Origin of the sequence: Polymorphum gilvum SL003B-26A1 (genome assembly GCF_000192745.1) — a bacterium.
Lineage (GTDB): Bacteria > Pseudomonadota > Alphaproteobacteria > Rhizobiales > Stappiaceae > Polymorphum > Polymorphum gilvum.
In genome coordinates, this window is the sequence record NC_015259.1 from 1,754,183 (window position 1) to 1,772,534 (window position 18,352).

19 protein-coding genes are annotated in these 18,352 nt (G+C 66.8%); 14 read left to right on the forward strand and 5 right to left on the reverse strand.

Features of this window, described 5'->3' with window-relative positions:
• Positions 1 to 199: 199 nt before the first annotated feature.
• The 3 genes from SL003B_RS08295 (at position 200) to thrS (ending at position 5,032) form a co-directional block, all read left to right on the forward strand.
• Positions 200 to 1,327, forward strand: coding sequence for a GNAT family N-acetyltransferase/peptidase C39 family protein (locus SL003B_RS08295; RefSeq protein ID WP_242390356.1), 1,128 nt, complete (start codon positions 200 to 202; stop codon positions 1,325 to 1,327).
• Positions 1,327 to 2,790, forward strand: coding sequence for a RimK family protein (locus SL003B_RS08300; RefSeq protein ID WP_013652390.1), 1,464 nt, complete (start codon positions 1,327 to 1,329; stop codon positions 2,788 to 2,790). The genes SL003B_RS08295 and SL003B_RS08300 overlap by 1 nt, the downstream gene beginning before the upstream one ends.
• Positions 2,791 to 3,067: 277 nt before the next feature.
• A complete protein-coding gene (gene thrS / locus SL003B_RS08305) occupies positions 3,068 to 5,032 on the forward strand; it encodes a threonine--tRNA ligase (protein WP_013652391.1) in 1,965 nt (654 codons plus the stop codon).
• 315 nt (positions 5,033 to 5,347) lie between these two features.
• Here the strand turns inward: thrS and SL003B_RS08310 are convergent, their stop codons facing one another.
• A complete protein-coding gene (locus SL003B_RS08310; protein WP_049792567.1) occupies positions 5,348 to 6,388 on the reverse strand; it encodes a hypothetical protein in 1,041 nt (346 codons plus the stop codon).
• A gap of 221 nt (positions 6,389 to 6,609) precedes the next feature.
• Between SL003B_RS08310 and SL003B_RS08315 the strand changes: the two genes are divergently transcribed.
• The 4 genes from SL003B_RS08315 to SL003B_RS08330 all read left to right on the forward strand — a co-directional run bounded on the left by SL003B_RS08315 (position 6,610) and on the right by SL003B_RS08330 (position 10,207).
• Positions 6,610 to 7,203 carry a nitroreductase family protein gene (locus SL003B_RS08315; protein ID WP_013652393.1) on the forward strand — a complete coding sequence of 198 codons (594 nt, stop codon included), beginning with the start codon at positions 6,610 to 6,612 and terminating at the stop codon, positions 7,201 to 7,203.
• 4 nt (positions 7,204 to 7,207) lie between these two features.
• A complete protein-coding gene (locus SL003B_RS08320; RefSeq protein WP_013652394.1) occupies positions 7,208 to 7,810 on the forward strand; it encodes a flavin reductase family protein in 603 nt (200 codons plus the stop codon).
• 151 nt (positions 7,811 to 7,961) lie between these two features.
• Entirely contained in the window at positions 7,962 to 8,951 is a 990-nt protein-coding gene (locus tag SL003B_RS08325; RefSeq protein ID WP_013652395.1) for a lytic transglycosylase, read from the forward strand.
• 113 nt (positions 8,952 to 9,064) lie between these two features.
• On the forward strand, positions 9,065 to 10,207 hold the full coding sequence (locus tag SL003B_RS08330; protein WP_013652396.1) for a DUF2336 domain-containing protein: 1,143 nt from the start codon (positions 9,065 to 9,067) through the stop codon (positions 10,205 to 10,207).
• Positions 10,208 to 10,239: 32 nt separating this feature from the next.
• On the opposite strand, the gene SL003B_RS08335 is transcribed toward SL003B_RS08330, so the two are convergent.
• The 4 genes from SL003B_RS08335 to SL003B_RS23670 all read right to left on the reverse strand — a co-directional run bounded on the left by SL003B_RS08335 (position 10,240) and on the right by SL003B_RS23670 (position 13,524).
• The gene (locus SL003B_RS08335; protein ID WP_013652397.1) at positions 10,240 to 10,776 is read right to left on the reverse strand and encodes an Hpt domain-containing protein; all 537 of its coding nucleotides are present in this window, start codon (positions 10,774 to 10,776) and stop codon (positions 10,240 to 10,242) included.
• A gap of 178 nt (positions 10,777 to 10,954) precedes the next feature.
• Positions 10,955 to 11,737 (reverse strand): NAD kinase, encoded by a 783-nt coding sequence (locus SL003B_RS08340; protein ID WP_013652398.1) that lies wholly within the window; start codon positions 11,735 to 11,737, stop codon positions 10,955 to 10,957.
• A gap of 434 nt (positions 11,738 to 12,171) precedes the next feature.
• A complete protein-coding gene (locus tag SL003B_RS08345) occupies positions 12,172 to 12,795 on the reverse strand; it encodes a hypothetical protein (protein ID WP_013652399.1) in 624 nt (207 codons plus the stop codon).
• Between the two features lie 114 nt (positions 12,796 to 12,909).
• Positions 12,910 to 13,524 carry a helix-turn-helix domain-containing protein gene (locus tag SL003B_RS23670; RefSeq protein WP_193371725.1) on the reverse strand — a complete coding sequence of 205 codons (615 nt, stop codon included), beginning with the start codon at positions 13,522 to 13,524 and terminating at the stop codon, positions 12,910 to 12,912.
• Between the two features lie 202 nt (positions 13,525 to 13,726).
• Here SL003B_RS23670 and SL003B_RS08355 point away from each other — a divergent pair, with 202 nt between their 5' ends.
• The 7 genes from SL003B_RS08355 to SL003B_RS08385 all read left to right on the forward strand — a co-directional run bounded on the left by SL003B_RS08355 (position 13,727) and on the right by SL003B_RS08385 (position 18,333).
• On the forward strand, positions 13,727 to 14,020 hold the full coding sequence (locus tag SL003B_RS08355) for a helix-turn-helix domain-containing protein (protein ID WP_013652401.1): 294 nt from the start codon (positions 13,727 to 13,729) through the stop codon (positions 14,018 to 14,020).
• The gene (locus tag SL003B_RS08360; RefSeq protein WP_013652402.1) at positions 14,020 to 14,331 is read left to right on the forward strand and encodes a hypothetical protein; all 312 of its coding nucleotides are present in this window, start codon (positions 14,020 to 14,022) and stop codon (positions 14,329 to 14,331) included. Before SL003B_RS08355 ends, SL003B_RS08360 begins: the two co-directional genes overlap by 1 nt.
• Positions 14,331 to 14,540, forward strand: coding sequence for a hypothetical protein (locus tag SL003B_RS08365; protein WP_041375444.1), 210 nt, complete (start codon positions 14,331 to 14,333; stop codon positions 14,538 to 14,540). The genes SL003B_RS08360 and SL003B_RS08365 overlap by 1 nt, the downstream gene beginning before the upstream one ends.
• 125 nt (positions 14,541 to 14,665) lie before the next feature.
• On the forward strand, positions 14,666 to 15,505 hold the full coding sequence (locus tag SL003B_RS08370) for a ParB/RepB/Spo0J family partition protein (protein WP_013652403.1): 840 nt from the start codon (positions 14,666 to 14,668) through the stop codon (positions 15,503 to 15,505).
• Positions 15,498 to 15,956, forward strand: coding sequence for a hypothetical protein (locus SL003B_RS08375; protein WP_013652404.1), 459 nt, complete (start codon positions 15,498 to 15,500; stop codon positions 15,954 to 15,956). The genes SL003B_RS08370 and SL003B_RS08375 overlap by 8 nt, the downstream gene beginning before the upstream one ends.
• Positions 15,953 to 16,171 (forward strand): hypothetical protein, encoded by a 219-nt coding sequence (locus SL003B_RS08380; protein ID WP_013652405.1) that lies wholly within the window; start codon positions 15,953 to 15,955, stop codon positions 16,169 to 16,171. Before SL003B_RS08375 ends, SL003B_RS08380 begins: the two co-directional genes overlap by 4 nt.
• Positions 16,168 to 18,333: a DDE-type integrase/transposase/recombinase gene (locus SL003B_RS08385; RefSeq protein ID WP_041375445.1), complete on the forward strand. Its 2,166-nt coding sequence runs from the start codon at positions 16,168 to 16,170 to the stop codon at positions 18,331 to 18,333. The genes SL003B_RS08380 and SL003B_RS08385 overlap by 4 nt, the downstream gene beginning before the upstream one ends.
• The last annotated feature ends 19 nt before the right edge of the window (positions 18,334 to 18,352 follow it).

Here is an 18,352-nt window from a genome sequence, read left to right on the forward strand (position 1 = left end):
CGGTACCGTCGCCAGGGCCGCCGCCTGGGGATCGCCGCGATTTGCACGCGACAGTTCGGCGCAGCGGATGTAATCGATAGGAAGCCGGGGAAGGTGGGCGACCCGCGGGGGGGCGAGGCGGCGCGTCCGGATCCGCCCTGCCGCTTCGTCCCGCCGACCCGCCCCGATGCCCTGATCCCAGTCCAGCCGGTTGCTTGCCGTGTCGTTCGTCCCTGACCTGATCCAAGACGTCACCGTCCGCACTGCCCGACCGCAGGATGTCGGCGCGCTGGTTCCGTTGGAAAACCGCTGCTTCACCACCGACCGGATGTCGCGGCGCAGCTTTCGCAGGTTCCTCGACAGCCCGACGGCGCGCCTGCTGGTGGCCGAGGCGGACGACCGGATCGCCGGCTATGCGCTGATCCTGCTGCGCCGGGGCACTGCGCTGGCGCGGCTTTACTCGCTGGCGGTGGATCCGGAGGCCCGCGGCACCGGTATGGCGGCGCGTCTGCTGAAGGCGTGCGAGCAGGCGGCCTTCGACGACGACCGGATCGTGCTGCGCCTGGAGGTGCGCGAGGACAACGCCGCCGCGCTGCGGCTCTATGCGCGGTCCGGCTATCGCCGCTGCGGCGTCGTGCCGGACTACTACGAGGACGGCTGCACGGCGATCCGGATGGAAAAACTGCTGCATGGCCCAAGTCTTGCCGCAGGTCAGGCGCCTTATTACGCGCAAACGACCGAATTCACCTGCGGACCCGCCTGCGCCATGATGGCCCTGAAGCATTTCGACACCAGCTTCGAGACCGATACCCTGACTGAACTGACGCTGTGGCGCGAGGCGACGACGATCTACCTCGCCTCCGGTCACGGCGGCTGCGGTCCGTTCGGGCTGGCGACGGCGGCGGCGCGGCGAGGTCTGCAGGCGGAGGTGCGGCTGTCGCCCGACGAACCGCTGTTCCTCAATTCGGTCCGCGATCCGGAAAAGCAGGAGGTCATGCGGGTGGTGCAGGAGGGCTATCGCCGGGACGCGCAGGTGCTCGGCGTGACGTCGGGGGCGCCGCCGTTGTCGGCGCGCGAACTGGCGGGGGAAATCGAGGACGGGGCCCTCGCTCTGGTGCTGGTTTCCGGCTATCGCATGTTTGGCCGGCGCGAGCCGCACTGGGTGCTCGTCCACGACAAGGACGACCGGCACCTGATCATTCACGACCCCTGGCTGGAGCACGAGCGGCACGAGAGCCCGGCGGACGCGGCGAACCTGCCGATTCCGGACGCGGAGTTCGACCGTATGGCGAAATGGGGCCGCACCGGCGTGCGCGCCCAGGTCCTGTTGAGAAAGGCGCAGCACTGATGGCGACCTGGGTCCTGATCGTCGACAGCCTGAAGGACGTCTCCAACGCCGACACGCCGCACAAGGTGATGACGGTGCGCGACTACCTGATGCGGCCGAAGCTGTTCACCGGCGTCAATCCGAACATCATCAACCTGTCGCGCTCCTACACCTACCAGGGCGCCGGCTACTATGCCTCGCTGCTGGCCGAGGCGCGCCAGCACCGGGTGCTGCCGAGCGTGGAGACGATGATCGAGCTGTCGCGCAAGGAGCTCTACCGGCATGCGCTGCCGGAACTCGACGACAGCCTGAACCAGTGCCTGCGCCGGATGGGGACGACCGGCCTGCCGCTCAGCCGCATCCTGGTCTGTCTCGGCCAGACCGAGAGCCCGTTGCTGGAACCCTTCGGGCGGTTGCTGTTCGACTGGTATCGCGCGCCGATCCTGGAGGTTGCCGTCGAGCCGGGCGAGTGGTGGCGAATCCGCAAGATCAAGCCGGTGGCGATCTCCGAGCTGGAAGCGAAGGCGCGGGCCTTCCTCATGACCTCGCTGGAGCGCTACACGCACAGGCCGTGGCGAGCGCCCAAGCAGCGGGCGGTGATGAAATACTCGTTGGCGGTGCTGCAGGACCCGAAGGAGGAATTGCCGCCATCGAGCATCGCCTCGCTCAAGTACATGGCCAAGGTGGCGGCGCGCCACGGCATCGAGCTGGTGCCGATCGGCAAGGGCGACCTCGACCGGCTGGCGCAGTACGATGCACTGTTCATCCGCGAGACGACCAACATCGACAACCATACCTATCGCTTCGCACGCCGCGCCGTGCAGGAACGCATGCCGGTCATCGACGATCCGGTGTCGATGATCCGCTGCACCAACAAGGTCTATCTGGCCGAGCTGCTGGAGGCGAACGGCGTGCCGACGCCGAAGACCGTCATCCTGTCCTCGCTCAAGGAAGCGGAGGGGCTGGAGGAGCGGCTCGGATCGCCGGTGGTGCTGAAGATCCCCGACGGCTCGTTCAGCCGCGGCGTGTTCAAGGTCAGCGGCGACGAGCAAATCCGCGAGAAGCTCAAGGTCCTGTTCCAGGACAGCGACATCATCCTGGCGCAGGAATACTGTCCGACCGAGTTCGACTGGCGCATCGGCGTGCTCGACGGCGAGCCCCTGTTCGCCGTCCAGTACCTGATGGCCAAGAAGCACTGGCAGATCGTCAAGCACGAGGACGGCAAGAACTCGCAAGAGGGCAGCTTCCGCTCGGTGTCGCTGTCGGAGGCGCCGCCGGCGGTGGTCGAGATCGCCGTGCGCGCGGCGCGGCTGATCGGCAACGGCCTTTACGGCGTCGACCTCAAGTCGGTCGGCGACCGGGTCGTCGTCATCGAGGTCAACGACAATCCCAACCTCGACCACGGCGTCGAGGACTCGGCGGAAAAGGACGCGGTCTGGGACCAACTGATCCGCTGGTTCGTCAGGAGGCTGGAGAGCCGGTAGAAGAGCCGCAGGTCATGGGGATCCGGGCGGCGGCGCCTTTGCCATCCGGTTCGGCGCGTAGGCGACAAGGCCGGGATCCAGTAACCGTCGACGTCGGTGATTCAGTCTGAACGGTGCCCCGATGCCTGGATCCCAGCCCTCCCCGGCATGACAAGGTGCATAGAGGCGCTCCGCGCAGGAAGGTTGCCGCGGCGGTGCAAATCGCCTATGTCAGGCGCGGTTCAAACACCCTAGACGCTTACCTGCCTCGTCTGCAGGAGTGAGCCGGAGAGACGCGATGATCCATCTGACCTTTCCCGACAATTCCGTGCGCGAATACGCTCCCGGCATCACCGGTGCCGAGATCGCCGAGGGCATTTCCAAGTCGCTGGCCAAGAAGGCCGTGGCGATGGCGCTCGACGGCGAACTGAAGGATCTCGCCGATCCGATCGCGCGCGACGCCCGCATCGAGATCGTCACCCGTGACGACCCGCGCGCGCTCGAACTGATCCGCCACGACGCCGCCCATGTGATGGCGGAAGCCGTACAGGAACTGTGGCCGGGCACCCAGGTGACCATCGGCCCGGTGATCGAGAACGGCTTTTACTACGACTTCAAGCGCGACGAGCCGTTCACGCCCGAGGACCTGCCGGTCATCGAGAAGAAGATGCGCGAGATCATCGCCCGCGGCGCCGCCTTCACCAAGGAAGTGTGGTCGCGCGAGGAAGCGAAGAGGCATTTCCTGACCAAGGGCGAGACCTACAAGGTCGAGCTGGTCGACGCGATCCCCGAGGATCAGGAACTCAAGATCTACAAGCAGGGCACCTGGCTCGACCTGTGCCGCGGCCCGCACATGACGTCGACGCGCCAGATCGGCGACGCCTTCAAGCTGATGAAGGTGGCAGGCGCCTACTGGCGCGGCGACAGCAACAACGAGATGCTGACCCGCATCTACGGCACCGCCTGGGCGAACGAGGCGGAACTGAAGGCCTATCTGCACATGCTGGAGGAGGCCGAGAAGCGCGACCACCGCAAGCTCGGCCGCGAGATGGACCTGTTCCATTTCCAGGAGGAGGGCCCGGGCGTCGTGTTCTGGCATGCCAAGGGCTGGAGCCTGTTCCAGAGCCTGGTCGCCTACATGCGCCGGCGCCTGGCCGCCGACTACGACGAGGTCAACGCGCCGCAGATCCTCGACACCTCGCTGTGGGAGACCTCCGGCCACTGGGGCTGGTACAAGGAGAACATGTTCGCGGTCCAGTGCGCCGATACCGAGGCGGAGGACACGCGCCTGTTCGCGCTCAAGCCGATGAACTGCCCTGGGCACGTGCAGATCTTCAAGCACGGATTGAAGAGCTACCGCGACCTGCCGCTGCGCATGGCCGAATTCGGCGTCGTGCACCGCTACGAGCCATCGGGAGCCATGCACGGGCTGATGCGCGTGCGCGGCTTCACCCAGGACGACGCGCACATCTTCTGCACCGAGGAGCAGCTGGCGGCGGAGTGCCTGAAGATCAACGACCTGATCCTGTCGGTCTACCAGGATTTCGGCTTCGAGGAGATCGTGGTCAAGCTGTCGACCCGGCCGGAGAAGCGCGTCGGCTCCGACGCGCTATGGGATCACGCCGAAGAGGTGATGACCCGGGTTCTCAAGCAGATCGAGGACCAGTCGGGTGGGCGCATCAAGACCGGCATCCTGCCGGGCGAGGGCGCCTTCTACGGGCCGAAGTTCGAATACACCCTGCGCGACGCCATCGGCCGCGAATGGCAGTGCGGTACGACCCAGGTCGACTTCAACCTGCCGGAACGGTTCGGCGCCTTCTACGTCGACAAGGACGGCGAGAAGAAAACGCCGGTCATGGTCCACCGGGCGATCTGTGGCTCGATGGAGCGCTTCCTCGGCATCCTGATCGAGAACTTCGCCGGCCACTTCCCGCTGTGGCTGGCGCCGCGCCAGGTCGTCGTGGCGACCATCACCTCGGAGGCGGACGACTACGCCAAAGAGGTACATGCCGCGCTGACCAAGGCGGGCCTGAGGGCCGATCTCGACCTCCGGAACGAGAAGATCAACTACAAGGTCCGCGAGCACTCGCTGGCCAAGACCCCGGTGATCCTGGTCTGCGGCAAGCGCGAGGCGGAGGAACGGACTGTCAACGTCCGCCGGCTGGGCAAGGCCGACCAGGTGGCGATGGGTCTGGAGGAGGCGATCGCCGCCTTCGCCGAGGAAGCCGTGCCGCCGGACGTCAAGCGGGCGAGGGGTGCATAGGCCGATCCCCTGCGGCTAACAGGACGAGGCGCGCCCTGGGCGCGCCTCCGGGTGGCGGCAGCGTCTGCCTTTTCTCCCGATGTCGTCCCGGGCGAGCAACGCGAGACCCGGATCGGGGAGCCCGAAGCTCATCCGTCTCGACATGATGACAATGGCGACGCTGCGTCTCAGAAATCCCGCATCGTCGCTTCGCTGCGTGCGGGATGACAAAGCTGGAGGGTTCCCATCAGCCTGAACGTGCGGGCGGTCGCGCTACGCTGCTGGCGGACCTAGTCGTGGAGCCGGGCGGCGCGCCGATGCTGTCAGGACCGCTGTTCAGTTGGCGACGACGGAGGAGGTCAGCACCTCGACCTCGCGATCCTCGCCGGAGACGACCGTGAAGCTGCGGCTGTAGTTGACGCCGTTGTTGCGGGCGATCACCTCGTATTCTCCGGCGGCCAGAACGAAGTCGGGGAAGGCGCCGCTGGCCTCAACGACGATGTCGCCGCCGGGGGTGAGCACCGACCAGGAGGTGTTGGCGATGGCCTCGCCGCCGGGTTCGTTGACCAGCTTGAGAGTGATGTCGGCCGCCTGATGGTAGACGGTGGCGCCGGTCAACTTGCCGGGTTCGACGCGGATGTCGGCGCGGACCACGGCATTGACGTCGCCGTACCTGCTGACGACGTGATAGGTGCCGGCGTTCAGCCGCACGATCGTTTCCGGACCGACGTTGGTGGTGATCAGCTGGCGTTCGCCCTGCTCGTTGTAGTCCATGCCGAAGATGTCGAAGCGGGCCACTTCGGCGCCGAGGTGCCTGTTGTCGCCGAGTGCGGCATCGAGCCGGACGCCGCCGGCATTGAGAACCACGGTCTTGGAATAGACGCCGCGGCCGACGACCAGGCGGTTGGTCGCGCCGGCGTGGCCGTAGGCGGTGTGGATGAGATAGGCGCCCGGGTCGAGCCGGAACTCCGCGTCGCCGCCCATGGAGGTGGCGACCAGTTCCAGGTTTCCGTTGCTGTTGGGCGTCTCGCTGTAGATGCGCCAGATGACACCGTCCGACAGGGTCGGGCCGCCGTCGGACAGGCGGGCGACGAGATAGAGCGCGCCCTTGTCCATCTCGCCCGGCTGTCCGGTAAGGGACGTCGCGGAGGGAGCATAGGGGACCAATGTGTCGCTGAAACGGGAGACCGGTTCTCCGTCGAGCAGGTTCTCGATCGGCGTTTCAAGCGACGCCGGCGCGTTCGGATCCGGTTTGGTCTCGGGGACGGGTGGCGTTTCGGGAATGGTCTGGGCGGCCGGGGCAACGACCAGCGCTATCAGCAGGACAAGACCGGACAGGCATGAGGCCGAAAGGCGGAACACTGCGGAGCATCTCATGGTCGAGTCGTCGTCCCCCGTCGATGGCTGTCACGCGCCAAACCCGGCCTCTTCGCGCAATCGATGTTGCGCGGTCGGTTGTCAAACCGTCTTGTGACCTTGAAAATCTGGCAATTTCAAGTCCTTTTGCAGAGCCGGTTGACAAGTGACGGGGGAGGCATACGTCATTGCGCACAGCCCGCCGCCGTTTCAAACGTTCTCATCCCATCCGAAGGCCCGCCATGTCCCCATTCTCGCCTGCCCGCCCGGACGTCGTCGACTTCCTGCTGACGCGCCGCTCGCATCCCTCGACCACGCTGTCGGACCCCGGACCGGACGAGGCGACGCTGCACCGGATCCTGACAGCGGCGGCGCGGGTGCCCGATCATGGCAAGCTGGCGCCATGGCGCTTCGTCGTCTATCGCGGTGCGGCGCGCGAACGCATCGGCCAACGGCTGCTGGAAATCGCCGAGGCGCGCGAGGGACCGCTGGACGAGATGCGGCGGACGCAGGAACTGACGCGCTTCACCCGCGCGCCGGTGGTCGTCGGCGTGCTCAGCCGCGCCGCCGCCCATCCGAAGATCCCGGTGTGGGAACAGGAGCTTTCGGCCGGCGCCGCGTGCATGACGCTGCTGACCGCGGCGAGCGCGAGCGGCTTCGGCGCGCAGTGGCTGAGCGAATGGTGCTGCTTCGACGAGACGGCGAGCGCCTTCCTCGGCCGCCGCGACGGCGAGCGCTTCGCCGGCTTCATCCATATCGGGACGCCGACACAGGCGCCGTTCGAACGGTCGCGCCCGGATCTCGACTCGGTGGCGTCGGTCTGGGAAGAGGGCTGAAACGGTGTTCTATCAGACGGCCAGGAACGACCACGGCCTGCGCCACGATCCGTTCAAGGCGCTGGTCGCGCCGCGGCCGATCGGCTGGATCTCGACGCTCGACCGCGAGGGGCGGGCCAATCTGGCGCCCTACAGCTTCTTCAACGCGGTCTGCGACGCGCCGCCGATGGTGATGTTCTCCTCGCTCGGCTGGAAGGACAGCGTGGCCAACATCGAGGCGACCGGCGAGTTCGTCTGCAACCTGGCGAGCCTGGACCTGAAGGACGAGATGAACGCCTCGTCCGCTGCCGTGGCGCCCGGGCAATCGGAGTTCGAGCTGGCGGGTCTGGCGCCGGCGCGGTCGGTCTGCGTGCGCGCGCCGCGGGTCGCTCGGGCCAAGGCGGCGCTCGAATGCCGGCACCTGCAGACGATCCGGCTGACGGACCTCGACGGGGCGCAGACCGGATCCTGGCTGGTCATCGGCCAGGTCCTCGGCATCCACATCGCCGACGAGGTGCTGTCCGGCGGGCGAGTCGACATCGGTCGTCTGAAGCCGCTGGCCCGCCTCGGTTACAAGGACTACTGCGCCGTCACGGAGGGTTTCGCGATGGAGCGGCCGGTCGTCTGACCGATGGCATCGGCACTTCTTGCGAGCCCAGGCGCGCCGCGACGGGAAAAGCGGTCGCCGCATGGCAAATGTTAACGGCTGTTAACCATTTGTTAACCGGCTCGGGAAGAAGTTAATGTGTCGGTAACCATTCCATCGAGGAGACGGACTCATGCGCGTCGCTGATTCCACCTCGATCGCGTCACGGATCGAGCAGGCATTCCAGACGGCCAGTAGCACGACGGGAACGTCGTTCGACTACCTCATGAAGACGGCCGCCCGGGAATCCTCGTTCGACACGACGGCGAAAGCGCGCACGTCGAGCGCGACCGGCCTGTTCCAGTTTATCGAATCGACCTGGCTCGAGACCCTCAAGGAAGCCGGTCCGCGGCACGGTCTATCCAAATATGCCGACCAGATCGAGAGAACCCGCGGCGGCACGTACCGGGTGCGGGATCCGCAGATGCGCCAGGAGATCCTCGACCTGCGCAAGGATCCGGACATCGCGTCGCTGATGGCCGGTGCGCTGACCCAGAAGAACGGCGCGTACCTATCTCAGAAACTTGGCCGGGACGCGTCGCAGGGCGAACTCTACATCGCCCATTTCCTCGGCGCCAACGGTGCGGGCCGGCTGATCGACGCGGCGCAGACGACGCCGGACGCGCGCGCCGACCGGCTGTTTCCGGCGCAGGCGAAGGCCAACAAGGCGATCTTCTACACCACCGCGGGGGCACCGCGCAGTCTTGCGGACGTCTACGACGTGCTGGTGCGCAAGCATGACGGCATCACCATGATCGCCTCGGCACGCGGCGAAGCGCCGGCGGCGCCGGCGGCGATCGGGAACGGCCAGGACGAAGCCGATCTGCCCGATCTCGACCCGGCGCTACAGCGGGTGCTCAGCGCTTGGCAGGCGACGGAAACGGCGGCGCCGTTCGAGGCGCTGTTTCGCACCGGGGCAGGCTCGGTGTCCGGCACCCTGGGGGCGAGTTTCCTGTCGTCCTACACGGCTGCGTCCGGCGCGCAACCGTTCACACGGGGGTCGGGAGCCTCCGTGGTCGCGGCGCAACTGGCGGCCGGCGCCGAGCAGGCGCCGCTCGACCTGACCCGCTTCCTGTCCTATCGAGATCGGGAAGAACCGCGGGAACTCATGCCGCCGGTCTAGGTCGGTCCGGTGTCCGGCACGAGCGCAGAAACATGGTGAACCGAACGTTAAGCCTTTGCATGGCAAGCTGATGTCCTCTTGTCAGTCGAAGGCTTTCTGGTTCGGTTCAGGCCATGATCATTCGGGATTTCCTGCGTTGGATCGAGACGGCGCCCGCACAGTTACGGGCCGAGGCAACAAGCGCGCTGGCGCGTGCCTGGCTGTTTTCCCAGATGACGGGGGAGGACCGCGAGGCCGCCGAGGCGGCGCTCACTTTCCTGCTCGACGATCCCGCCTCCGAGGTGCGGCTGGCGATCGCCCATGCCTTCGCGCGCCAGCCGAACGTTCCCGAACACATCATCGCCTCGCTCGCCCAGGACAGGTGCGAGATCGCCTGCGTGGTGCTCGAGCATTCGCCGCTGATCGGCGAGGCGGACCTCGTCGACCTGGCCGCCGAGGGCGACGAGGCGGTGCAATGCGCGATCGCGCGGCGGATCGACCTTGGTGCGGCAGCCGCCGCCGCGTTGGCCGAGGTGGCTCCGGCTCGGGCCTGCGAAGCGTTACTCGCCAACGAAACGGCCGAGATCGTGCCGTTCAGCCTGACGCGCATGGCCGAGCGCTTCGCGGAGGACGGGAAGATCCGCGCGCTGCTGCTCAGCCGCGAGCATCTGCCGCTGACGGTCCGGCACATGCTGCTGAAGGCACTCGCCGACGGGCTGCGCAGCCGCGCGATGACCCTGTTCGAGGGACCGGAGCACCGCGCCGAGGCCTTCCTGGTCGACGCCGAGGAAAAGGTGACGCTGTCCCTGGTGCGCGACGTCGCGGAACGGCAGGTGCTGGACCTGGTCGAGCATTTGCGTGCCACCGGACAACTGACCACGCGCCTGCTGCTGCGCGCCGCAGGAACCGGCAACCTGAAGCTTTTCGTCGCGGCGATCGCGGTGCTTTCCGGGCTGCCGGCCGGGCGGGCGCGGACGCTGCTCGAGGCGGGGCGGCCGGCGGCTATCCGCGCGCTGCTGCGCAAGGCCGGCCTGCCGCCGCGCAGCCTCGCCGCCTTCGGAGCCTGCATCGACCTCTACCGCGTCGAGGATCCCGACTTCGACCGCAACCGGACGGCCGCCGAGGTGCGGGCGGCGATGGAGCAGGCGGTGCGACGGCTGCGGGGCGAGGCGGGCGAGGAGGCTGCAGACATCGTCGGCCTGCTGCGCCAGTTTGCGCTGGAGGCGGCGCGCGAGGAGGCGCGGGTTTTCGTGTCGCGAGCGCTGGCCGCCGCCTGAACGCGGCGTGCGCCGCAGCGGCTCCGGACCGATCAGGACTGCGTCGGGGCGGTCCGGGCGGCGTATTTCTCGAGATAGTCTTCGGTGACGTCCTTCAGGCGAGCGAGCAACGCGACGCCGGTCCGGTTGGCATCGTCGCGGGCGTTCTCGGCGACCATCGCGCGGATGGCCTCGACGTGCTGGCCGACGAGCGGCAGGGGCAGGTCCTGCGAGTCGGCGATGCTTTCGATGAGGTGGCAGAAATTCGCCGCGACCGAGCCCACCAGCGGATAGCCGAGCGTCTGGGCCTGGCCCTTGATGTTGTGGGCGGCCTGATACAGCGTCTGCAGGTGGGCCTTGTCCATGCCGTCCGCCTGGATCGCGCTCCAGGCGGAGAACAGGTCGTCGACCTCCTTGCCCATCCAGGAGTCGAAATGCGAGGACAAGCACTCCAGCGCCGCCTCGGCCGCCTTCACCGGATCGAACTTCGCCGCCTCGCGGGGGCTGAGCACGCGGACCTTCTTGCGCAGGTCGGTCGGGGGCGTGACGATCTCATAGGCCTCGGTGTCGAAATCCTCGTTGGCGCTCATCGCCGCTCACCCTCCATAACCCTCACGCGGACCGACGCTTGCCGGCCGGCGGGTCGGTCCCTTGCCGGCATCGTGCCGGCGGGCCTGTCCGTTGTCGGCATCGTGTCGGCACAGCCTTACCCCAGCCTGACGTCCAGTGTGATCGCCGGGGTTTAATTTTGGGTTTCGCTCCGCCGGGTCAGTAGCGGAACATCTCGGTCAGGATGCGCTCGTCCCAGCCGTGCTCGGCGTCGAACATGATCAGGCATTCCGACCTCGTGTCCTCGCGCACCGTGACCGAGGCGATGTTTCGGATCTCTGTGTGGTCGGCCGCGGCGCTGACCGGGCGCTTGGCCGCCTCGAGCACCTCGATCTGCACGACCGCGCGGTTCGGCAGCAGGGCGCCGCGCCAGCGTCGAGGCCGGAAGGCGCTGATCGGCGTCAGCGCCAGCATCGGCGCAAAGATGGGCAGGATCGGGCCGTGGGCGGACAGGTTGTAGGCGGTGCTGCCGGCCGGGGTGGACACCAGACAGCCATCGCAAACGAGTTCCTCGAGCCGGACGCGGCCGTCGATGGAGATGCGCAGCTTGGCGGCCTGATAGGTCTGTCGCAGCAGCGAGACCTCGTTGACAGCGCGGGCGTTGTGGCGGTGTCCCGACTGGTCGACGGCCTCCATGAGCAGCGGGTGAATGGTGGTGACGTCGGCCGCGGACAGGCGGTCGAGCAGGTCGTCCTCGCGATATTCGTTCATCAGGAAGCCGACCGAGCCTCGGTTCATGCCGTAGATCGGCGTGCCGGTGTTCATGAAGCGGTGCAGCGTCTGCAGCATCAGACCGTCGCCGCCGAGCGCGACGATGACGTCGGCATCCTCGGGCGGGCACATGCCATAGCGATCGACCAGGACCGTGAGCGAGTCCCGGGCCTCCTCGGTGTCGCTGGAGACGAAGGCGATGTGGTTCGAACGGATGGTCTTGTTGATCATGCGAGGGCCGGGCGCGCGGTGCGACGAAGCAGGGCGACCAATAAACCGCATCAGGCCGGAGAAAGCCAACAGGCAATGTGTAACGCGCAAGTACGGATGGCAGGGGTGGGGAGAGGCGGGGAGATCCGTGATCTCGGGGAATTTGGCGGAATTCGGCCGTTTGCCGGTGGGGCGCGGTGGGGAGTGCTGGAAAGTGGCGCGCAAGTTCGGATGGCAGAAACGGCCGGAGCGGCGATGCGCCGCTCTTATGCCATCTGAAAAAGCGTAGAGAAATCAACAGGCGCGCAAGTTCAAGGTGGGAACTGAAAAGGTCAGTCATGTTGACCAGTTCCCACCTTGCAAAAACGGCGGAATTGCGGGCTTTCCGGTGAGACGCGATCGAGAGTAACGGCCGCAAGGTGGGAACTCGCCAACCGGCCGATCAGCGATGGCGATCAGCGCAACTGAGACGCGTTGCCGAGCGCCTCGGCGACGGCGCGGAGATTGTCGCGCATGGCCTGACCGGCGGCCTCGGCCAGCGCCCTGGAGCCGCCCTCGCAGGCAAAGCCCGCCTCGCCATCGGCTTCCGCGTCGCCGTCGACGGTGACGCCGAGCAGGCGGCCCCTGCGGCCGTCGACCGTGACGGCGGTGGCCAGCTCGACGCGGGTGCGCATGGCAGAGGTGAAGAAGCCGGGGATGACATCGAGCCGGCCGCGAATGTCCTCACCGCGAATGGAGATCATGCCGCGCGCACCACGCGCGGCCAGCTGGTCGGCGGGCACGGGCTTCTCGACGACCTCCAGATCCTGGAAGACGTTTTCCAGCGTCTGGCGCACCGAGGTCTCAAAGCTGCCCTTGAGGTCGAGCGGGTAGTTATGGGCGGCGCACTGCATGCCCGAGGAGCGGACCACGGTCGAGAAGCGGTCCGTGTCGACGGCCAGAAGCCACTTGCCGCCGATCTTGGCGGTGTAGGACAAGGGCACGTTATAGGCGGGTGTGGATATGGTCTCCGCCTTGTAGGCACAGGCGGCGAGCGCCAGGCAGGCGGCGGCGGTGGCCGCAATGGATATGGAACGCAATTTTACCCCCCCTTAAAACAATCGAACAACGGCCGTTTAAATGGACCGGCGCCTTATCAATGCACAGATTGCGGCCGGATGGAATACAACCTGTCGTCGCCTGGAGAACGTGCTTCAGGCGTCTCGGCAGGCGGACCGTATTGATCTCAGCAGATCGCCGAGGTCTTGCTCGGAAAGGCCGTAGCCAAAAGACAGAGCCTTAAGCGTTTCCGTGAGGCCGAGCGGTGGCTCCCACTCAACCTTATGCAGCGCGGTTTGAAGACGAGCGTTGGCCGCCTCCCACCGCTTGATAAAGGAATTCTGGCGGAATTTCTGCCGTTCCGCCGCCGCGGCGTCACCAAAGGCCAGGCGCAGATGGAGATCGGCCCGTGCCCTGGCGCGGTCATCGTCCGTTTCCGTGACGATTTTCTGGAGCGCTTGATACAGAGCCTCCGCCTCCGGCGGCATTGCGGCGGGATTGATGGGAAAGGTGTCAAAGGCGTTCAGTCCCGCCTCGATCCGGGCCAGTTCATCCTCATAGCCGGTCGGTTGGCCGGCGGCGTGCATGCCGGCGAACATCTCGCCCTCTCCGGCGATCAGCCAGTTTAGATTTACAGAAAACCTCTGTTTATACATCGCCAGAAAATCGAGATCCGGCGATGTATCGCCGCGTTCATAGCCGCCGAGTGTTTCTGAGTTCATGTTTAGATGTTCGGCGAATGCTGAGCGCGCCGAATAACCAAGCTCCATTCGGACGGCCGTGAGCCTTTCCGCAAACGGCGTTTTTGTCACTGATTTTCTTGCCATTTTTGATCGCAGAAAAACTCTGTTTACAAAACAGAGAAATTCTGCATACTCCTACCTATTCCGCCTGATTTGCAGCGCGGACATTGCACACACAAAGCCAACAAAAAGCGGATGTTGCAGCATCCGCTTCCTGAAGGAGAAGCCGATGACCAAGCCCCAGTGGGACCGTCATACCATCCTCGCCGAGCTGCGCCGCCGGGGCATGACCCTTTCGGGCCTTGCCGAGATCTACGGACTGTCGCGCGGCGGAACCGGAAACATCTGGACCCGCGCGAACGAACCGACCGAACGGGCGATCGCTGATTTCCTGGGCGAGCCTGTCGAGGCTCTGTTTCCCGACCGCTATCCGAAGCGGCGCAACAAGATCCTTTCTAGCAAATACGAAGGCAGGAAGGCCAGTCAGAAAGACACGGCCGCGCCGGACAGGAGGGCCGCGTGATGAGGCTCGCCTGTCAGACCGCCGAGACCGCGCGGATGTTTGGCGCGGCGGAGCCTGTCGGCTACGTGCTGACCAAGGTCAGCGCCTCGGGCCGGCGGTACTGGTTCACCGGCGTGCTGGAGGCGGTCGACGTCGCCGGCGGCCCCAGCCGGCTCATCGGCAAGAGCGGGCTGCTGGCGGGCGACGCCCATGTGTTCGCGTTCGAGGGGCTGCCGTCGTCGCTGGCGAGGTTCCTGAACAGCTGGGGCATCGGCGGCGCGAGCTGGCAGGTCGAGCCGCTGATCGCCGATGTCCCCGAAGGCGCCGCGTGATGTGCCCGCTCGTTGCCCTGAGCGGGATCATCGGCGGACTGGCCGCCCTGATCGTGCTCGGCCTCGGCCTGTACATCTTCCTCTATCCACGCGCGGCCGAACAGGCAGAGGAGGACGCGCTGTGCGATCCGTATCTCGCCGCCCAGGCCAAGGCCGCCCGGCGCGGCCAATCCCCCTCCAGTCACCCGGGAAAGGGACCTTCGGAGTGACCGGAGCAAGGCGCCCCATCGGCCCTTCCTCCCAGCCTTAGCCGGGCGGCAGCAGGTGCCGCAGAGCATCGCCGCCCGGTTCCTTTCACCCGGTTTCATTCGACAGGGCAAGAGTTCAAGAGATCATGCAGGTTCAATCGATCAAGATCGCCGACATCACGGTCCCGGAGGGACGGCTCAGGGACATCGATCCGGAGTGGGCGCAGGCGCTCGCCGGCATGTTCGCCGAGGTTGGGCACAAGACGCCGATCGACGTAGCGGCCACGGAGACGGGCTTCGAGCTGGTCGCGGGCGGGCACCGGCTGGCGGCGGCCAGGCTGTGCAAGTGGAAGACGATCGAGGCGCGGGTGCTGGAGCCCACGGGCGCGCACCGGGCCGAGGAGCTTCGGCTGCACGAGGTTCTGGAGAACCTGGCGCGCAAGGACTTCACCGCGCTGGAGCGGTGCGAGGCGCTGGCCGAGCTGAAGCGTATCTACGAGGCGCTGCACCCGGAAACGAAGCACGGCGGCGACCGCAAGAGTCAAGCCACGAAAAACAAAGCAGAAAATCAAGAGCCAATTTTTGGCTTTTGCCAGAATGCAGCACAGAGCACTGGCCTATCACTCAGCGCCGTAAAGCTCGCCGTGCAGATCTTCGAGGGCCTGTCGCGCGAGAGCCGCGAGCGGCTGAAGGGCACGGCGTTGGCGCAGAAGCAGAGCGAGCTGAAGGCGCTGGCCGCGCTGGACGCGGGGCTGCAGAAGACGGTCCTGGACCTGATTTTCGTCGAGCCGCCGCAGGCGGGCTCGACCGCCGAGGCGCTGATGCTGATCGACGGCAAGCGCCCGCCATCACCCACCGACCGGCTGTTCCGGACCGTGTCCGACAGCCTGATCAAACTGCCCAGGGCGTCCCGGTCGGCGGTGTTCCGCCAGCACAAGGCGGAGATCCTCGCCCTGGCCAAGAGGGAGAACTGGTTCGATGCGTAACCCTCGCGACCCATACACCTACGATCTGTTCAAGGACTATCAGCCGCCGCGCGTCAGCGTCGGCTACGAGCCCGGCGCCATCAAGGGCACGCGGCTTGCGTCGCGGATCAGCCGCGCCGTGGCCAGGGCGATGAAGGAAAGCGGCAAGGACCGCACCACGATCGCCGGGCTGATGAGCGAGAAGCTCGGCCGTCGCGTCACGGTGACGACGCTGGAGGCGGACGCCTCGGAAGCCAAGACGGGCAACCAAATCACCCTGGAGCGCTTCATCGCGCTGATCCAGGCGACCGGCCGGACGGAGCTGCTCGGCTTCGTCGCCGAGCCGTTCGACCTGGTGGTGATCCCCAAGCGCTACGAGAACGTGATCGAGCTGGCCCTGATCGAGGACCAGCAGAAGATGATCGAGAGCCGGCGCCGGCTGCTGCAGGCGCAACTGAGGAGGGGGGCATGAAACACGTCGATATTCACCCGTGCTTTTCCTGCAAGCTGCCGGATTGCGATGACCAGTCATCGGATTGCGGACTGCGCCGGGCCTGCAACGCCTACCGCAGGTGCATCAAGAAAGGCGAAGAGATCTCCCAGGAAATGAGGGCAAAGTACAACATTGCCTACAAGGAGATCTATGCCGATCGCCGGAACGCAACGCGGCGGGGGGAACCGGCATGAGGCTCTGGATGACGGCCCAGGAACTGGCGGACCTCCGGCTCGACGGCTTTCCCTCGACCAAGCGCGGGGTGCAGAAGCTGATCGACCGGGACGGCTGGGCCGCGTCCGGCCTGGCGCGCCGGCGCGAGGGCCGGGAGGGCGGCGGCGGGCTCGAATACCATATCGACCTGCTGCCGCTCGCCCAGCGGCTCGCCTATGCCGGCACGTTCGTGCGGATCGAGCGCGAGGACTTCGTTACGGAAACGGACGTCAGCCTGTCGCCGGTCGAGCGCAGCGCCCGCGACGCGCGGCTGATCGTGCTCAAGGTGGCCGAACGGTTCCGCGCGCAAAGCGGCATGGGTGCGACCTCGGCCGATCACCTGTTTTCGCAACTCTACGAGGCCGGCCAGGTGCCCGTGCCGGAGTGGGTCAAGGAGCAGGTGAAGCGGGTGTCGCTGCGCACGCTGGCGCGCTGGCGCCAGGAGATGCGCAGAGACATCAACCGGCTCGCCTTCGATCCGTCGAACGCGCGCAAGGGCACCGGCGTGCTCGACCGGGCGGAGGGCGGGCGGCTGCGGTCCTACTGCCTGGCGCTCTACGCGTCCAACCAGTTCCTCAGCGCCAAGCATATCAGGAACGCCGCGCTCGCCGAGTTCGGGCAGAGTGTCCTGGTCGACGGCGCCAGGGGACAGGCACGGGTGCCGATGCCGCCTTTAAGGACGTTTCAAAACGCCCTTAAAGGCTGGAAGGACAGCCACCGCAACGAGCTGATGCGGCTGACCGATCCGGACGCCTACAAGTCGAAGGTCCGCTTCTCGGCAACGGGGGCGACCCGCGCCGAGCGGTTCAACGAGCTATGGCAGATCGACGCCTCGCCCTCCGACGTGATGACCAAGGAAGGCCGGCGCAATCTCTACATGCTGACCGAAATCTATTCGCGCAGCGTGCTGCTGTTCTTCACCGAGACGCCGCGCGCGGCGGCGGTCGGGATGATGGTGCGCAAGGGGATCCTGACCTGGGGCGTGCCGGAGACGATCAAGACGGACAACGGCTCGGACTTCAAGGCGACCGCCACCCGGAGGCTGATGGACGCGCTCGGGATCGTCCAGGACTTTTCCGCCGCCTATTCGCCCGAACAGAAGGGCGCGGTGGAACGGGTGATCGGCACGTTCCAGCGCGACTGCGCGGCGACCCTGCCGGGCTTCATCGGCCACTCCGTCGCCGACCGCAAGGTGATCGAGGCACGCAAGGCGTTCTCGGCGCGGCTCGGCACCGACGACGACGTGCTGTTCCAGGTCGATCTGACCGGCGCCGAGCTGCAGGCCGAGGCCGACCGCTGGGCGGCGCTGCAATACGCGCACACGCCTCACGAGGCGCTGAAGCGCAAGACGCCGTTCCAGGTCGCGAGCGCCTGGCAGGGCAGCATCCGGGCGATCAGCGATCCGGCGAGCCTGGACGTGCTGCTGGCGCCGGTGGCCGGCAAGGACGGTCTGCGCCGGGTGACCAAGCAGGGCGTGAAGGTGGACCGCGATTACTACGTGCCGTTCGGCGTGCTGCCGGGCCGCGAGGTGTTCTGCCGCCGCGACCCGGAGGATCTCGGCCGGTTGTGGCTGTTCGAGCCGGACGGGGAAACCTACCTGGGCGAGGCCATCTGCCCGTCGCTGTCCGGTGCCGATCCGGTCGAGACCATCGCCAGGGCCCGCGCCATGCAGAAGGCGCTGGAGGAAGCGGCGCTCGCCGACATTCGCCGCGAGAAGCGCAAGATCACGCCGCGCACCGTCATGGACGCGCAGCGCGCCGCCTACCAGCACAACGCCAGCGTGCTCGCCTTCCCGCAGACGCGGGAAAGCCACGCCACTGCGAAGATCGAAGCCGCCGCCGCCGTCCGCAAGAAGGCCACCGGTCCCAAGCCGCTCTCCGACCGGGAGGCGGCGGTGATGGAAAGCCTGAAGGCCGCGCCGGCGCCGCAGCCGGCGCAGGTGCACCAGATCTCCGACCTGGAAACCCCGGACGCGCGCTATCGCCGCGCGCTGCAGTTCGAACAGCGGATCGCCTCCGGCGTCGCCTTGCCGGAGCGCGACGCGCTGTGGCTGACGAGCTACCAGGCCGGACCGGAATACCGGGCCCACAAGCTGCTGTCGCAGCACGGGGCCTCCAGGAAACGCGTGCCGCCCGCGTCGTGATGGGCAAGAAAACGGCCCC

Bases quoted from the DNA above. Each gene is read 5' to 3' on its own strand.
- SL003B_RS08300 (WP_013652390.1), top strand. From the start codon at position 1,327: ATGGCGACCTGGGTCCTGATCGTCGACAGCCTGAAGGACGTCTCCAAC.
- thrS (WP_013652391.1), top strand. From the start codon at position 3,068: ATGATCCATCTGACCTTTCCCGACAATTCCGTGCGCGAATACGCTCCC.
- SL003B_RS08310 (WP_049792567.1), bottom strand. From the start codon at position 6,388: ATGAGATGCTCCGCAGTGTTCCGCCTTTCGGCCTCATGCCTGTCCGGT.
- SL003B_RS08315 (WP_013652393.1), top strand. From the start codon at position 6,610: ATGTCCCCATTCTCGCCTGCCCGCCCGGACGTCGTCGACTTCCTGCTG.
- SL003B_RS08325 (WP_013652395.1), top strand. From the start codon at position 7,962: ATGCGCGTCGCTGATTCCACCTCGATCGCGTCACGGATCGAGCAGGCA.
- SL003B_RS08330 (WP_013652396.1), top strand. From the start codon at position 9,065: ATGATCATTCGGGATTTCCTGCGTTGGATCGAGACGGCGCCCGCACAG.
- SL003B_RS08335 (WP_013652397.1), bottom strand. From the start codon at position 10,776: ATGAGCGCCAACGAGGATTTCGACACCGAGGCCTATGAGATCGTCACG.
- SL003B_RS08340 (WP_013652398.1), bottom strand. From the start codon at position 11,737: ATGATCAACAAGACCATCCGTTCGAACCACATCGCCTTCGTCTCCAGC.
- SL003B_RS23670 (WP_193371725.1), bottom strand. From the start codon at position 13,524: ATGGAGCTTGGTTATTCGGCGCGCTCAGCATTCGCCGAACATCTAAAC.
- SL003B_RS08355 (WP_013652401.1), top strand. From the start codon at position 13,727: ATGACCAAGCCCCAGTGGGACCGTCATACCATCCTCGCCGAGCTGCGC.
- SL003B_RS08360 (WP_013652402.1), top strand. From the start codon at position 14,020: ATGAGGCTCGCCTGTCAGACCGCCGAGACCGCGCGGATGTTTGGCGCG.
- SL003B_RS08365 (WP_041375444.1), top strand. From the start codon at position 14,331: ATGTGCCCGCTCGTTGCCCTGAGCGGGATCATCGGCGGACTGGCCGCC.
- SL003B_RS08370 (WP_013652403.1), top strand. From the start codon at position 14,666: ATGCAGGTTCAATCGATCAAGATCGCCGACATCACGGTCCCGGAGGGA.
- SL003B_RS08375 (WP_013652404.1), top strand. From the start codon at position 15,498: ATGCGTAACCCTCGCGACCCATACACCTACGATCTGTTCAAGGACTAT.
- SL003B_RS08380 (WP_013652405.1), top strand. From the start codon at position 15,953: ATGAAACACGTCGATATTCACCCGTGCTTTTCCTGCAAGCTGCCGGAT.
- SL003B_RS08385 (WP_041375445.1), top strand. From the start codon at position 16,168: ATGAGGCTCTGGATGACGGCCCAGGAACTGGCGGACCTCCGGCTCGAC.